This window comes from Bordetella genomosp. 7, from assembly GCF_002261265.1.
Classification (GTDB): domain Bacteria; phylum Pseudomonadota; class Gammaproteobacteria; order Burkholderiales; family Burkholderiaceae_B; genus Bordetella_A.
In genome coordinates this window covers 131,588-145,020 of the sequence record NZ_NEVK01000006.1, presented here as the reverse complement: position 1 = coordinate 145,020, position 13,433 = coordinate 131,588, and the positions used below count along the sequence as shown (strand labels likewise).

The 13,433-nt window shown below is 64.7% G+C and carries 16 protein-coding genes; 14 read left to right on the top strand and 2 right to left on the bottom strand.

Going from position 1 to position 13,433, the window contains the following annotated elements:
• On the bottom strand, positions 1-822 hold the full coding sequence (gene queF / locus CAL19_RS11600) for an NADPH-dependent 7-cyano-7-deazaguanine reductase QueF (RefSeq protein WP_094796847.1): 822 nt from the start codon (positions 820-822) through the stop codon (positions 1-3).
• 313 nt (positions 823-1,135) lie between these two features.
• On the opposite strand from queF, the gene aceA reads away from it, so the two are divergent.
• The 13 genes from aceA to CAL19_RS11535 all read left to right on the top strand — a co-directional run bounded on the left by aceA (position 1,136) and on the right by CAL19_RS11535 (position 11,789).
• A complete protein-coding gene (gene aceA, locus CAL19_RS11595) occupies positions 1,136-2,461 on the top strand; it encodes an isocitrate lyase (protein ID WP_026639080.1) in 1,326 nt (441 codons plus the stop codon).
• 184 nt (positions 2,462-2,645) lie between these two features.
• Entirely contained in the window at positions 2,646-3,632 is a 987-nt protein-coding gene (locus CAL19_RS11590; protein WP_026639079.1) for a membrane protein, read from the top strand.
• The gene (gene ccoS, locus CAL19_RS11585; RefSeq protein WP_094796846.1) at positions 3,629-3,772 is read left to right on the top strand and encodes a cbb3-type cytochrome oxidase assembly protein CcoS; all 144 of its coding nucleotides are present in this window, start codon (positions 3,629-3,631) and stop codon (positions 3,770-3,772) included. Before CAL19_RS11590 ends, ccoS begins: the two co-directional genes overlap by 4 nt.
• An 86-nt stretch (positions 3,773-3,858) precedes the next feature.
• Complete coding sequence (ccoN, locus tag CAL19_RS11580) at positions 3,859-5,340, top strand: cytochrome-c oxidase, cbb3-type subunit I (RefSeq protein WP_094796845.1); 1,482 nt, start codon at positions 3,859-3,861, stop codon at positions 5,338-5,340.
• Positions 5,341-5,350: 10 nt separating this feature from the next.
• Positions 5,351-6,043 (top strand): cytochrome-c oxidase, cbb3-type subunit II, encoded by a 693-nt coding sequence (gene ccoO, locus CAL19_RS11575; RefSeq protein ID WP_026639076.1) that lies wholly within the window; start codon positions 5,351-5,353, stop codon positions 6,041-6,043.
• Positions 6,044-6,046: 3 nt separating this feature from the next.
• The gene (locus tag CAL19_RS11570) at positions 6,047-6,214 is read left to right on the top strand and encodes a cbb3-type cytochrome oxidase subunit 3 (RefSeq protein WP_026639075.1); all 168 of its coding nucleotides are present in this window, start codon (positions 6,047-6,049) and stop codon (positions 6,212-6,214) included.
• Positions 6,211-7,161, top strand: a complete 951-nt coding sequence (ccoP, locus tag CAL19_RS11565; RefSeq protein WP_026639074.1) for a cytochrome-c oxidase, cbb3-type subunit III — start codon at positions 6,211-6,213, stop codon at positions 7,159-7,161. Before CAL19_RS11570 ends, ccoP begins: the two co-directional genes overlap by 4 nt.
• On the top strand, positions 7,161-8,678 hold the full coding sequence (ccoG, locus tag CAL19_RS11560) for a cytochrome c oxidase accessory protein CcoG (protein ID WP_094796844.1): 1,518 nt from the start codon (positions 7,161-7,163) through the stop codon (positions 8,676-8,678). Before ccoP ends, ccoG begins: the two co-directional genes overlap by 1 nt.
• 19 nt (positions 8,679-8,697) lie before the next feature.
• Positions 8,698-8,922 (top strand): FixH family protein, encoded by a 225-nt coding sequence (locus CAL19_RS11555; RefSeq protein WP_094796843.1) that lies wholly within the window; start codon positions 8,698-8,700, stop codon positions 8,920-8,922.
• Positions 8,919-9,173: a hypothetical protein gene (locus CAL19_RS11550; protein WP_231494551.1), complete on the top strand. Its 255-nt coding sequence runs from the start codon at positions 8,919-8,921 to the stop codon at positions 9,171-9,173. The genes CAL19_RS11555 and CAL19_RS11550 overlap by 4 nt, the downstream gene beginning before the upstream one ends.
• 199 nt (positions 9,174-9,372) lie before the next feature.
• On the top strand, positions 9,373-10,299 hold the full coding sequence (locus tag CAL19_RS11545) for an ABC transporter ATP-binding protein (protein WP_026639070.1): 927 nt from the start codon (positions 9,373-9,375) through the stop codon (positions 10,297-10,299).
• Positions 10,296-11,057, top strand: coding sequence for an ABC transporter permease (locus CAL19_RS11540; RefSeq protein ID WP_094796842.1), 762 nt, complete (start codon positions 10,296-10,298; stop codon positions 11,055-11,057). Before CAL19_RS11545 ends, CAL19_RS11540 begins: the two co-directional genes overlap by 4 nt.
• Before the next feature lie 9 nt (positions 11,058-11,066).
• Positions 11,067-11,789: a haloacid dehalogenase type II gene (locus CAL19_RS11535; protein ID WP_026639068.1), complete on the top strand. Its 723-nt coding sequence runs from the start codon at positions 11,067-11,069 to the stop codon at positions 11,787-11,789.
• Between the two features lie 42 nt (positions 11,790-11,831).
• Here the strand turns inward: CAL19_RS11535 and CAL19_RS11530 are convergent, their stop codons facing one another.
• Entirely contained in the window at positions 11,832-12,878 is a 1,047-nt protein-coding gene (locus tag CAL19_RS11530) for an NADP(H)-dependent aldo-keto reductase (RefSeq protein WP_026639067.1), read from the bottom strand.
• A gap of 115 nt (positions 12,879-12,993) precedes the next feature.
• Here CAL19_RS11530 and CAL19_RS11525 point away from each other — a divergent pair, with 115 nt between their 5' ends.
• Positions 12,994-13,416, top strand: a complete 423-nt coding sequence (locus CAL19_RS11525) for a VOC family protein (RefSeq protein ID WP_094796841.1) — start codon at positions 12,994-12,996, stop codon at positions 13,414-13,416.
• Positions 13,417-13,433 lie beyond the last annotated feature (17 nt).

The window sequence follows — 13,433 nt, the reverse complement described above, 5'->3', positions numbered from 1 at the left end:
CTATTGCCGCGCCGTGCGTGCCTGGGCCGGTGGCGCAGCGGCAGCGTTGCTGCGCCACGGGTTGATGTCCAGGCCGCCGCGGCGGGTATAGCGGGCATATACCGTCAGCTGCTCGGGCCGGCAAGCCGTCATGATGTCCGTAAAAATGCGCTCCACGCAGTGCTCGTGGAACTCGGCATGGTTGCGGAACGACACCAGGTAGCGCAGCAGGGCCGCGCGGTCCAGGGCGCGGCCCTGGTAACGGATCTGCACGCTTGCCCAGTCGGGTTGCCCCGTGACCGGGCAGTTCGACTTCAACAGGCGCGAGCTCAGCGTTTCCTGGACGACTTCGTTGCCCGCACAGGCCAGCAGTCCGGCGTCGGGGGAATAAGCGTCTATCTCGATATCCTGTTCATCAAGGCTGTCGCCGTCCAGTTCGGCCATCGGCGCCAACGCAAACCGGTCCGGCAATATCAGGTCTACCTGCACAGGGGCGCCGGCGGCTGCCGACAGGTCGGCGACAAGTCGCTGCCGCATGGTGGCGGCGTCGCGCACGCGATCCTGGTTGTACGAATTCAAGTACAGCTTGAACGATTTGGATTCGATGATGTTGGGGCTTTCCGCCGGCACGGTGAACGTCGCCATGGCCACCTGGGGCTTGCCCTTGGGATTCAGCCACGACAGTTCGTACGCATTCCAGATGTCGGCTCCCGTGAAGGGCAGGGTGTCCGACACATTCAGGCTTGCCCGGTTATGGGCGCGCGGAATCGGAAAGAGCAGGCCGGGATCGTACTGCGCCGGGTAGGAAACAGATTGGCCCAACGGGGCGTTCGACAAAGACATGGACAGGGCGGCACGGGCACTAAAAGACGCATTGTAGGCCGTCGCCCGCCGCTTCGTTCCCGTATCGTGAAATGGGCATCGCGCATTATGAAAGGCAGTGCTGCGCAGCAGCGTCGCGGCATTTCACGGCAGGGAATTTCATTCCACGATATAAAAATAACCAAGTAAATACCTGTTTTTTAACAATAAAATTTTTGGTCTTATATAAGACATAAGTTCACATTGCTCTGCAGCACAGGCATAGACTTTTATCCAACGCGGGCGCTGCCGCGGCCGCCACAGGTTTCTGTCTTCTCTCTAACTGGAGCACATCATGAGCAATCGCGAAACCGAAATCCGCAACCTGCAGAAAGACTGGGCCGAGAGCCCGCGCTGGCAAGGCATCAAGCGCGCCTACAGCGCCGAAGAGGTGGTGCGCCTGCGCGGCTCGGTGGCGGTCCAACACACGCTGGCGCATCGAGGCGCCAGCCGCCTGTGGGACCTGCTGCACAGCGAGCCGTTCGTCAATTCGCTGGGCGCGCTCACCGGCAACCAGGCCATGCAGCAGGTCAAGGCGGGCCTGAAGGCTATCTACCTGTCGGGCTGGCAAGTGGCGGGCGACGCGAACCTGGCCGGCGAGATGTATCCCGACCAGTCGCTGTACCCGGCCAATTCGGTTCCGCAGGTCGTGCGTCGCATCAACAACGCCCTGGCGCGCTGCGACCAGATCCAGTGGATGGAAGGCAAGAATCCGGGCGACGCCGGCTACATCGACTACTACGCGCCCATCGTGGCCGATGCCGAGGCCGGCTTCGGCGGCGTACTCAACGCCTTCGAACTGATGAAGGCCATGATCGAGGCCGGCGCGGCCGGCGTGCACTTCGAAGACCAGCTCGCCTCGGTGAAGAAATGCGGCCATATGGGCGGCAAGGTGCTGGTGCCCACCCGCGAGGCAGTGTCCAAACTGGTCTCGGCCCGCCTGGCAGCCGACGTGATGGGCACGCCCACCGTGCTGCTGGCCCGTACCGATGCCGATGCGGCCGACCTGGTCACCAGCGACGTCGACGAGAACGACCGTCCTTTCATTACCGGCGAGCGTACTGTCGAAGGTTTCTTCCGCACCCGGGCGGGCATCGAACAGGCCATCTCGCGCGGCCTGGCCTACGCGCCGTACGCCGACCTGATCTGGTGCGAAACGTCCACGCCCAACCTGGAATACGCGCGCAAGTTCGCCGAAGCCATCCATCGCCAGTTCCCGGGCAAACTGCTGGCCTATAACTGCTCGCCTTCGTTCAACTGGAAGAAAAACCTGGACGACGCCACGGTGGCCAAGTTCCAGCGCGAACTGGGTGCCATGGGATACAAGTTCCAGTTCATCACGCTGGCCGGATTCCATGCGCTGAACTACGGCATGTTCGAACTGGCGCATGGCTACGCGCGTCGCCAGATGAGCGCCTTTGTGGAACTGCAGCAGAAGGAATTCGCCGCGGCGGAGCTGGGCTTTACGGCGGTCAAGCACCAGCGCGAAGTGGGCACAGGCTACTTCGACGCCGTAACGCAGGTGATAGAAGGCGGCCAGTCGTCCACCACCGCGCTGACGGGCTCTACCGAAGAGGCCCAGTTCGAACATGGCGATCCGGCCGCCGTACGAGCCGCGTGATGCTTGGGCGTCCGGCTCTGGCCGGGCGCCGTTGTGTGCTTAGCTGTAGCAGGGTGGTTGGGGTGCCTTCGGGCACCCTTTTTTTGCTGGCCGTTCTCGCGCCGTGCTCGGGATGAATCCGGTATTGGCTGTTTCTTGACATATATCAAGCGTAAGGCCGCGCCTACTCGCTACGATCGGGCGCATGCGCGCTAAATCCATCTTCGCGGTTCCCCCCGGCCTGCCGGCCCACCTGAAACAAGAGCGGCGCCATGCCTTGCTGCGCCTGGGCTGGGCCTGGCTGGCCATGATGCAGGTCATGATGTTCGCCTGGCCGGGTTACGTGCGCCACGAGGGCATTGCGCCCGACGCCCTGGCCACGCTCGACTGGGCCATCGTGCTCATGAACTGGGCCAGCCTGGCGCTCACGGTGCCGGTCGTGCTGTATTCGGCCTGGCCCATCTGGCAGGGGGCGGCCCGCAGCCTGCGCCGGCGCCAGGCGGGCATGGACGTGCCCGTGGCGCTGGGTATCGTGGCCGCCTTCGTGCCCAGCGTGTACACCACGCTTACCGGGCGCGGCGAAGTCTATTTCGACTCCGTCACCATGTTCGTGGCCTTCCTGCTCACGGCCCGCTACCTGGCCCTGTGCGCGCGCCAGTCCGTGGCGCCGTGCGCCGGCGCGGCGCCCGGGCGTTCCTATGTCCGGCTCGAAAGGCGCCAGCGCGCGCTGGGGTCGGCCGCCGACCGCCTGGCGGCGCGGTTCACCGCGGCACAGGTGGCGCTGGCGCTGGCGGCCGGCGCGGCATGGTGGTGGCTCGACCCCAGCCATGCGGTGCCCGTCATGGTGGCGCTGCTCGTCATCAGTTGCCCCTGTGCCATGGCCATGGCAGTGCCCACCGCGCTGGCCGCGGCACACGGGGCCGCCCAGCGCGGCATGGACGCCGCGCGCCTGCGGGCCTTGCTGGCGGCCACCACGCGCGTGGCGCGACTGAGCCTGTATGGGTCGCTTGCCTGGCACCTGCTCATGACGCCGCTGGCCCTGGCGGGCTGGGTTGCGCCCTGGCTGGCCGCGCTCACCATGCTGCTGTCGTCGCTGGCGGTGGCCGGTCACGCCTGGCATCTGTTCCGCCGCTACGCGGCGCCGCAGCATCCCGGCGGTCACCTGGCTGGCGAAGCCGCCGCTGCCCCATGACAATCCTCTATCTATTACTGCCCCTGTCGCTCGTCTTTGTGCTGGCCATCGGCGCCGCGCTGGGCTGGGCCATCTTCAACGGCCAGTTCGACGACGCCGAAGAGGCCGGCAGTTCCATTTTGCGCGATCCCGATTTGTAGGAATTGTCCTACGCTTGATCGAAATCAAGACGGGCGTTTTCGAGTCGGCGGATCATTCAATCTCCGTATCAACTGGGGGACAGACCATGATTGATAGCAGTAATACTGCCGATCGACTCCAAGCGTTCAACTACAAGGTCGTCAGGCAGTTTGCTGTCATGACGGTCGTCTGGGGCATAGTGGGCATGGCCGTCGGCGTGCTGATCGCCGCGCAGCTCGTATGGCCGCAGCTCAACTTCGATATTCCCTGGCTCAGCTACGGGCGCCTGCGTCCGTTGCATACCAATGCAGTGATCTTCGCCTTTGGCGGCAGCGCGCTGTTCGCGACGTCTTATTACGTGGTGCAGCGCACCTGTCAGGCACGCCTGTTCAGCGACAAGCTGGCCGCCTTCACCTTCTGGGGCTGGCAGGTCGTCATCGTGGCGGCGGCCATCACCCTGCCGCTGGGCTACACAAGCAGCAAGGAATACGCCGAGCTCGAATGGCCCATCGACATCCTCATCACGCTGGTGTGGGTGGCCTACGCGGTGGTGTTCTTCGGCACGATTGTGCGGCGGCGGGTGCGGCATATCTATGTCGCCAACTGGTTCTTCGGCTCCTACATCCTTACCATTGCCATCCTGCACATCTTCAACAACATCGAAATGCCGGTGTCGTTGTGGAAATCGTACTCGGCGTACGCCGGCGTGCAGGACGCCATGGTGCAGTGGTGGTACGGGCACAATGCGGTCGGCTTTTTCCTGACCACCAGCTTCCTGGGCATGATGTATTACTTCGTGCCCAAGCAGGCGGGGCGTCCCATTTATTCGTACCGCCTGTCCATCGTGCACTTCTGGGCGCTGGCCTTCACCTACATGTGGGCCGGGCCGCACCACCTGCTGTACACCTCGCTGCCCGACTGGACCCAGTCGCTCGGCATGACCTTCTCGCTGATTCTGCTGGCGCCTTCCTGGGGCGGCATGATCAACGGCATCATGACCCTGCAGGGGGCGTGGCACCGCCTGCGCACCGACCCTATCCTCAAGTTCATGGTCACTGCGCTGTCGTTCTACGGCATGTCCACGTTCGAAGGCTCGATGATGTCCATCCGCACGGTCAACGCGCTGTCGCACTACACCGACTGGACAGTCGGCCACGTGCACTCCGGCGCGCTGGGCTGGGTGGCGATGATCACGTTCGGGTCGCTGTACTACCTGATTCCGCGCCTGTATGGCCGCACCGCCATGCACAGCACCAAGGCCGTCGAACTCCACTTCTGGGTGGCCACCATCGGCGTGGTGCTGTACATCGCCTCCATGTGGATCGCCGGGGTGCAGCAAGGCCTGATGTGGCGCGATACCGCCGCCGACGGCACGCTGGTCTACAGCTTTGTCGAAGAGCTCAAGACCCGGGTGCCGTACTACCTGATCCGGCTTGCCGGCGGCGCCCTGTATCTGTCGGGCATGGTCATCATGGCCTGGAACGTCTGGATGACGCTGCGCGGCCAGCGCGCCGTCAATCCGGCCATCCCGGCCGACCGCCCGCAACAGCCGGCCGGCCCTGCAGCCGCCACTCCCGCCATCGCCTGACGAGATTTCCATGGCCAACAAGCAACACGGTTTTTTTTCGCATCAGACGCTCGAGAAGAACATCGGCCTGATGATCATCGCCAGCATCCTGGTGGTGTCGTTCGCGGGCCTGGTGCAGATCATCCCGCTGTTTTTCCAGCATTCCACCACGCAGGCTGCGCCCGGCATCGAGCCATACAGCGCCCTGCGCCTGATGGGCCGCGATGTCTATATCCGCGAAGGCTGCGTGGGTTGCCACTCGCAGCAGGTGCGCATGCTGCAAGCCGAAGTGCAGCGCTATGGGTCTTATTCCGAAGCGGCCGAGTCCGTGTACGACTACCCCTTCCTGTGGGGCTCCAAGCGCACCGGCCCCGACCTCGCGCGCGTGGGCGGGCGCTATTCCGATGAATGGCATCGCATTCACCTGCGCGATCCGCGCCTGGTGGTGCCCGAGTCGAACATGCCCTCGTACCCTTGGTTGCAGCACGCCAGCCTCGATGGCCAGAACGTGCAAGACCGCATGCGAGCACTGCGCAAGCTGGGCGTGCCCTACACCGACACCGAGATCGACGCCGCGCCCGGCGACATCGCGGGCAAGACCGAAGAAGACGCCCTGGTCGCCTACCTGCAGGGCCTGGGCGTGGGCTTGCGCCAGGCGCGGCAGGCCGAAGCCGAGCAGGCCCGGCAGGCGGCCGGGCAGGGCGCCGGCGCACAAGGAAACTGATCCATGCTGATCATCACAGGAATCATGACGGCCATTTCCATGGCCACCTTTCTGGGCATAGTCTGGTGGGCGTACTCGCGCGGCCGCCAGCGCGCCAACCAAGAATCGGCGCTGTTGCCGTTCGCGCTGCCCGATGAAACCGGACCCGCAAAAGGAGCAACGCGGCCATGAGCGATTTCAGCCACGCATTCTTTGGCTACTTCATCGCCTTCATTGCATTGGGCGGCATTGCCTGGTGTATCTGGCTGCTTTACACGCAGCGGCGCTGGCTGGGCAGCCAGCCCACGGCAGGCGCGGTGGAAGACACCGGCCACGTATGGGATGAAGACCTTACCGAACTCAACAACCCGGTGCCGCGCTGGTGGACCTGGATGTACCTGCTCTTGTGCGTGTTTGCGCTGGGTTACCTGGTGCTGATGCCCGGCCTGGGAATGTTCCAGGGGGTGCTGGGCTATACCACGGCGGACGAGGTGCGGCGCCACCAGGAGCAACTGGCCGAGCAGGTGCGGCCCGTGTATGAACGCTATGCCACCATGCCGGTGGCCGACATCGCGGCCGACGCGTCCGCGCGCCAGATCGGCGAACGCCTGTTCCTGAACACGTGCGCGCAGTGTCATGGCTCGGACGCGCGCGGCTCGCGCAGCTTTCCCAACCTGACCGACGGCGATTGGCTGTATGGCGGCACGCCCGAAGCCATACAGCAAACCATCGCCCAGGGCCGGCACGGCATCATGCCCCCCTGGAAGGGCACCATCGACCCGGCCTCGGCCAGCGACGCGGCGCATTATGTGCGTTCGCTGTCCAAGCTGGCGGCCGACCCGCTGAAGGTACTGCGCGGCCAGCGTGTCTACGCCAACTACTGTGTGGCCTGCCACGGCGTGGACGGCAAGGGCAACCAGGCCCTGGGCGCGCCCAACCTGACGGACGGCACCTGGCTGTACGGCAGCTCCGAGGCCACGATCGTGCAGACCATCCTGGAAGGGCGCGACAACATCATGCCGGCACACGATACGGTGCTGACGCCCGAGCAGATCCGCATCCTGACCGCCTGGGTGTGGGGCCTGTCGAACGCTGCGACGGTTGCACAGGCCGGCGCGCCGCAAACGACGGAGCAGTAATGTCCGTAACCGATGCCTCGGGAGCCCCCGGCTCTTCATCGTCGCAGCAGGGCGCCGACGGCGGCGCGCCGCCCTGGCGGCCCTACCTGCGTGCCGATGACCGGGGCAACGGCGCCAACGCGGTCGAGGTCGCGCTCAACGAGGTGCGCGGCAAGATCTACCCGCGCTCGGTCAGCGGCGTTTTTGCGCGCTGGCGCGTCGTGTTCGTGCTTCTGACGCAATTGGTGTTCTACGGGTTGCCCTGGTTGCAATGGGAAGGCCGGCAGGCCGTGCTGTTCGACCTGGGCGCGCGCAAGTTCTACCTTTTCGGGCTGGTGCTGTGGCCGCAAGACGTCGTGTACCTGGCCGTGCTGCTGGTGATATCCGCGCTGGCCCTGTTCCTGTTCACCGCCGTGGCGGGGCGCCTGTTCTGCGGATACGCCTGCCCGCAAACGGTCTATACCGAAATTTTCATGTGGATCGAGCGCAAGGTCGAAGGCGACCGCCTGGCTCGCATCCGCCTGGACGAATCTCCCTGGACGGCGCGCAAGCTGCGCCTGAAGCTCACCAAGCACGCGCTCTGGATACTGGTGGCATGGTGGACGGGCTCTACCTTCATCGGCTACTTCGCGCCCATCCGCGGCCTGGGCCACGATCTGCTTACCCTGCAACTGGGGCCGTGGCAATGGTTCTGGATGCTGTTCTACGGCTTTGCCACGTGGGGCAATGCCGGGTTCATGCGCGAATCGGTGTGCAAGTACATGTGCCCGTACGCGCGTTTCCAGAGCGTCATGGTCGACCCCGACACCTTCGTGGTGACCTACGACAAGGGGCGCGGCGAACCGCGCGGCGGACGGTCGCGCAAGCTCGACTACAAGTCCGCCGGCATGGGCGACTGCGTCGACTGCAGCCTGTGCGTGCAGGTGTGCCCCACCGGCATTGATATCCGCAACGGATTGCAGTACCTGTGCATCGGATGCGGCGCCTGTATCGACGCCTGCGACCAGGTCATGGACAAGATGAAGTATCCGCAGGGGCTGATCCGCTATGCCTCGCAGCGCGCCGTGGAGCAGGGCTGGTCGCCGCGCCAGGCCAGGGCGCGCCTGCTGCGCCCGCGCGTGCTGGTGTATGCGGCGATCATCACGGCGTTGGCGGTGGCGTTCGTGGCCGCCCTGGCGTTGCGCAACCCCTTGCGGGTCGATGTCATACGCGACCGCGGCGTGCTGGCGCGCGAAGCGCCAGGCGGCATCATCGAGAACGTGTACCGCATCCAGTTGATCAATACGTCCGAATCCAGCCTGGTGCTGCAGCTGCAGGCCAGCGGGTTGCCGGGCCTGGACGTGCACGTCGAGCGCCAGGCCGCGCAAGCCATCGAACTCGAGCCCTATGCCAACAAGCTGGTTCCCGTGGTCATCCGCGCGCCGGCGCAGGCGGCGGCGCCCGGCGCGCATCCCATCATGGTGCGGGCAAGCGGACGCGACCGAGCCGGCAACACGGTACAGCGCGACGAGAACGCCAGCTTCTATATGCCCGAATGAACCAATCCCGGAGCCTTGCATGACAACTTCTTCATCGCCCAAGCCCTGGTATCGCGAGCCCTGGCCGTGGTTCCTGATGGCGGGCCCGCTGCTGGCCATGGTGGGCTGCATCATCACCATCTATCTGGCAGTAACGCGCTTTGACGGACAGGCCATTGTCGAAGGCGCCGTCAAGCGCGGGCTGGTGGTAGAGCGCGCCGTGCCCGCCGCGGCCGACGGCTCCAGGCCGGCGGCGCAACCATGATCATGCTCGCCCGGCGCTGGCGCGTCACCATGCGCATTCTGTGGCCGTCGTTCCTGGCCGCGGGGGTCGGCAGCGGCGTGATCTTTGCCCTGATCGACCCGCTGGACGTGCTGGTGCTGGGACGCTGGCAGCCCGCGCGCATGGAGTTCTACACCGTGTCGTTCTTCGTACTGTGGTTGATGGCCGGCCTGGCCAGCGGCCTGACCGCCTGGCTGACGCCGCGCGACGCCGAAGAAGACGACGACTTCTAGCCCCTTTTGCGGGGCGGGTGCGCCAGCCCCGGGCATGACAGCCAGGCGGCGGCGCCGGACGGTGGCCGCAGTCCATCACCCAGTACCTGACGCCGCCCTGACGCACGGGGGGCGGCGGAACAGTGTAGTGCCGCCAGCGGAATGATCCGCGCACAACGACCCAGTAGAATGTGACGTCCAACGTCAAGCAGAGATCCGTGTGCAGCCCGTCATTTCCGTGCAGGGCCTGTCCAAGACGTACGCGTCGGGACACCAGGCCCTGAAAAACGTCAACCTCGATATACACCGCGGCGAAATATTCGCGCTGCTGGGCCCCAACGGCGCGGGCAAGACGACGCTTATCAGCATCATCTGCGGCATCGTCAACCCCGGCCAGGGCACGGTCTACGCCGACGGGCACGATATCGTGTCCGAATACCGCGCGGCGCGCTCGCGCATCGGCCTGGTGCCCCAGGAAATCTCGACGGACGCGTTCGAAAGTGTGTGGAACACCGTGACGTTCAGCCGCGGGCTGTTCGGCAAGCCGGCCAACCCGGCCTATATCGAGAAGGTGTTGCGGGACTTGTCTCTCTGGGACAAGAAAGATTCCCGCATCATGGCCCTGTCGGGCGGGATGAAGCGCCGGGTGATGATCGCCAAGGCGCTGTCGCACGAACCGCAGATTCTGTTCCTGGACGAGCCCACCGCCGGGGTGGATGTGGAATTGCGCCGCGGCATGTGGGATATGGTGCGGCAACTGCGCGATAACGGCGTCACCATCATCCTGACCACCCACTACATTGAAGAAGCCCAGGAAATGGCCGACCGCATCGGCGTGATACGCAAGGGCGAGATCATCCTGGTGGAAGAAAAGCACGCGTTGATGAAGAAGCTCGGCAAGCGCCAGCTGACGCTGGCCCTGAAAGAGCCGCTGGCCGCCGTGCCGGCGGGGCTGGCGGGCTATGGGCTGGAGCTGTCCGACGATGGGCACGCGCTGGTATACACGTACGACAACCAGCAGGGGGGCGGCGAGATCGCGCGGCTGCTGCGGCAACTGGACGAGGCAGGCATCGAGTTCAACGACCTGAGTTCGTCGGAAAGTTCCCTGGAGGAAATCTTTGTCAGCCTGGTGAGCGCCAAATCATGAATTTCTACGCTATTCGCGCCATCTATATGTTCGAAATGGCCCGCGCATGGCGCACGCTGATGCAGAGCGTGGCTTCGCCGGTGATTTCCACTGCGCTGTATTTCGTGGTGTTCGGCTCTGCCATCGGGTCGCACATGGTGCAGATCGACGGCATCAGCTACGGGGCGTTCATCGTGCCCGGCATGATCATGCTGTCGCTGCTGACGCAAAGCGTGGCCAATGCGTCGTTCGGCATCTACATGCCGCGGTTTTCGGGCACCATCTACGAGATCCATTCGGCGCCGATTTCTTACATCGAGATCGTCACCGGCTATGTGGGGGCCGCTGCCAGCAAGTCGGTGATCCTGGGCTTGATCATGCTGGCCACCGCGCGGCTGTTCGTCGATTTCCATATCGAGCATCCGGTCTGGATGCTGGGCTTCCTGGTGCTGACTGCGCTGACGTTCAGCCTGTTCGGGTTCATCATCGGCGTGTGGGCCGATGGCTTCGAGAAACTGCAGATCATCCCCCTGATGATCATTACGCCCCTGACCTTCCTGGGCGGCACGTTCTACTCCATCAACATGCTGCCCCCCGTGTGGCAGACGGTGACGTTATTCAACCCGGTGGTGTACCTGGTCAGCGGCTTTCGCTGGAGCTTTTATGGGGTGTCTGACGTCAACGTGGCGATCAGCCTGGGCATGACGCTGGGCTTCCTGGCAGTATGCCTGGTGACCATACGGTGGATTTTCAAGACGGGGTATCGCCTCAAGACCTAGGAGACGGCCATGGCATGGCATGCAGTGCAGGCGCTGGTATTCGATGTGTTCGGCACAGTGGTCGATTGGCGCAACGGCGTGGCTCGCGAGGCCGCGCCATTTCTTGAGCGGCATGCGCCTGGCAGGGTGGATGCCCATGACTTTGCCGACAGATGGCGCAGCCATTATGTGCCGTCGATGCAGGCCGTGAGCAGCGGCCGGCGCCCTTTCGTCAGGCTGGACGTACTGCATCGCGAGAATCTCGAAGCCGCCCTGCGCGACGTGGGCGTCGACCCGGCCGGCGTGCCTGCCAGCGAACTCGATGCGCTGAACCTGGCCTGGCACCGCCTGGACCCCTGGCCCGATTCGGTGGGCGGGCTGGCGCGCCTGAAAACGCGCTACATCATCGCACCGCTGTCCAACGGCAACATACGGCTCATGCTGGACATGGCCAAGCGTGCCGGGCTGCCCTGGGACGCCATCCTGGGAGCCGAGGTCGCGCAGGCGTACAAACCCACGCCGCAGGCTTACCTGCGCACGGCGGAAGTGCTGGGCTTGCAGCCCGCGCAGATCTGCATGGTGGCCGCGCACAATGGCGACCTGGCGGCTGCCCGGCAATGCGGGTTGCGCACCGCCTTCGTCCGGCGGCCTGCCGAGCACGGCCCTGGGCAGACCACCGACCTGCACCCGCAACAAGACTGGGACGCCGTGGTCGGCAGCCTGGATGAGCTCGCCGACCTGCTGGTGGAATAACAGCGCCACGCCGGCCGCGCGAGGCCTTGGCGGCGGTGGCGATTACGGCGCCGGGTTGGGGTTTTGCCGGTGGATGGCATCGACGGCGTCGAGCACGTCCTGCGATAGCGTGACGTCGACACTGTCGATGTTTTGCTTGAGCTGCTCGAGCGTGGTGGCCCCGATCAGATTGCTGGCGACCGAAGGCTGCTGGTTGACCCAGGCCAGGGCCAGGTGCACCGGCGACAGTCCGTGCTGGCGCGCCAGCTGCACGTATTGCTGCGTCGCGGCCTCGGCGCGTTCATTGCTGTAGCGTGTAAACCGCGTGAACAGCGTCAGGCGTGCGTTGTCGGGCCGTGCGCCGCCCAGATACTTGCCCGACAGCACACCCATGGCCAGGGGAGAATACGCCAGCAGACTGACCTGTTCGCGGTGGCTGAACTCCGACAGTCCGCTTTCATACGTGCGGTTGAGCAGGCTGTACGGGTTCTGGATGCTCTCGATGCGCGGCAGGCCCAGGGCCTCGGCATGCTTGAGAAACTGCGCCACGCCCCAGGGAGTTTCATTGGATACGCCGATGTGGCGCACTTTGCCGGCGCGCACGAAATCCTGAAGGACTTCCAGCGTTTCCTGTACCGGCACCGTGTAGTCATCGTCGACCCAGGGGTAATCCCGGCCGAACGTGGCGGTGGTGCGATCGGGCCAATGCAGCTGGTAGATATCCAGGTAGTCGGTCTGCAGGCGCCTGAGGCTGGCGTCGAGCGCTTCGGTAAGGTTCTTGCGATCCAGGAAGGTTTTGCCGTCGCGGATATGGCCGGGGCGCTTGGCGTCGCGCACGGGGCCCGCGGCCTTGCTCGCCAGCACGATGTCCTGCCGGCGGCCGGTCCTGGCCAGCCAGGTACCGATGTAGGTTTCGGTGCGGCCCTGGGTTTCGGGCTTGGGCGGCACCGGATACATTTCTGCGGTATCCACCAAATTGATGCCGCGCGACAATGCGTAATCAAGCTGCTGGTGCGCTTCGGCTTCGGTGTTTTGTTCGCCCCAGGTCATGGTGCCCAGGCCGATCAGGCTGACGTCAAGATCGGTACGGCCGAGTTTGCGGTATTTCAATGCGTGCTCCCCGGTAAAGTGGTGGGTCGGGTGATGTTACTACCGTAGCATGGCCAGCAATGCGCGTCCGGCGGCTATGGCACCGGCATTCATGTCCGCATAACGGAATCATCGTATGAAACCTCGCATCAGCTTGATCACCCTGGGCGTCGACGACCTGGAGCGCGCCGTGCGTTTCTACCGCGACGGGCTGGGCCTGCCCTCGCAAGGCATCGTCGGCACGGAATTCGAACATGGCGCCGTGGCGTTCTTCGATCTGCAGCCCGGCCTGAAGCTTGCGCTGTGGCCGCGCGCGAGCCTGGCGCACGATACCGGGCTGCCGGTAGGGGCGCGCAGTCCGGCCGAGTTATCGCTGGCGCACAATGTGTCCGATCGGGCCGAGGTGGACCAGGTGATGAAGCAGGCCCGCGAAGCCGGCGCCAGCATCCTCAAGCCCGCGGCAAGTACGTTCTGGGGAGGCTATGCGGGCTACTTCCAGGATCCGGACGGCCATGTGTGGGAAGTGGCCTGGAACCCGCAGATGCTGCCGCAGGACTGAGCCCCGCGGCATGTGCG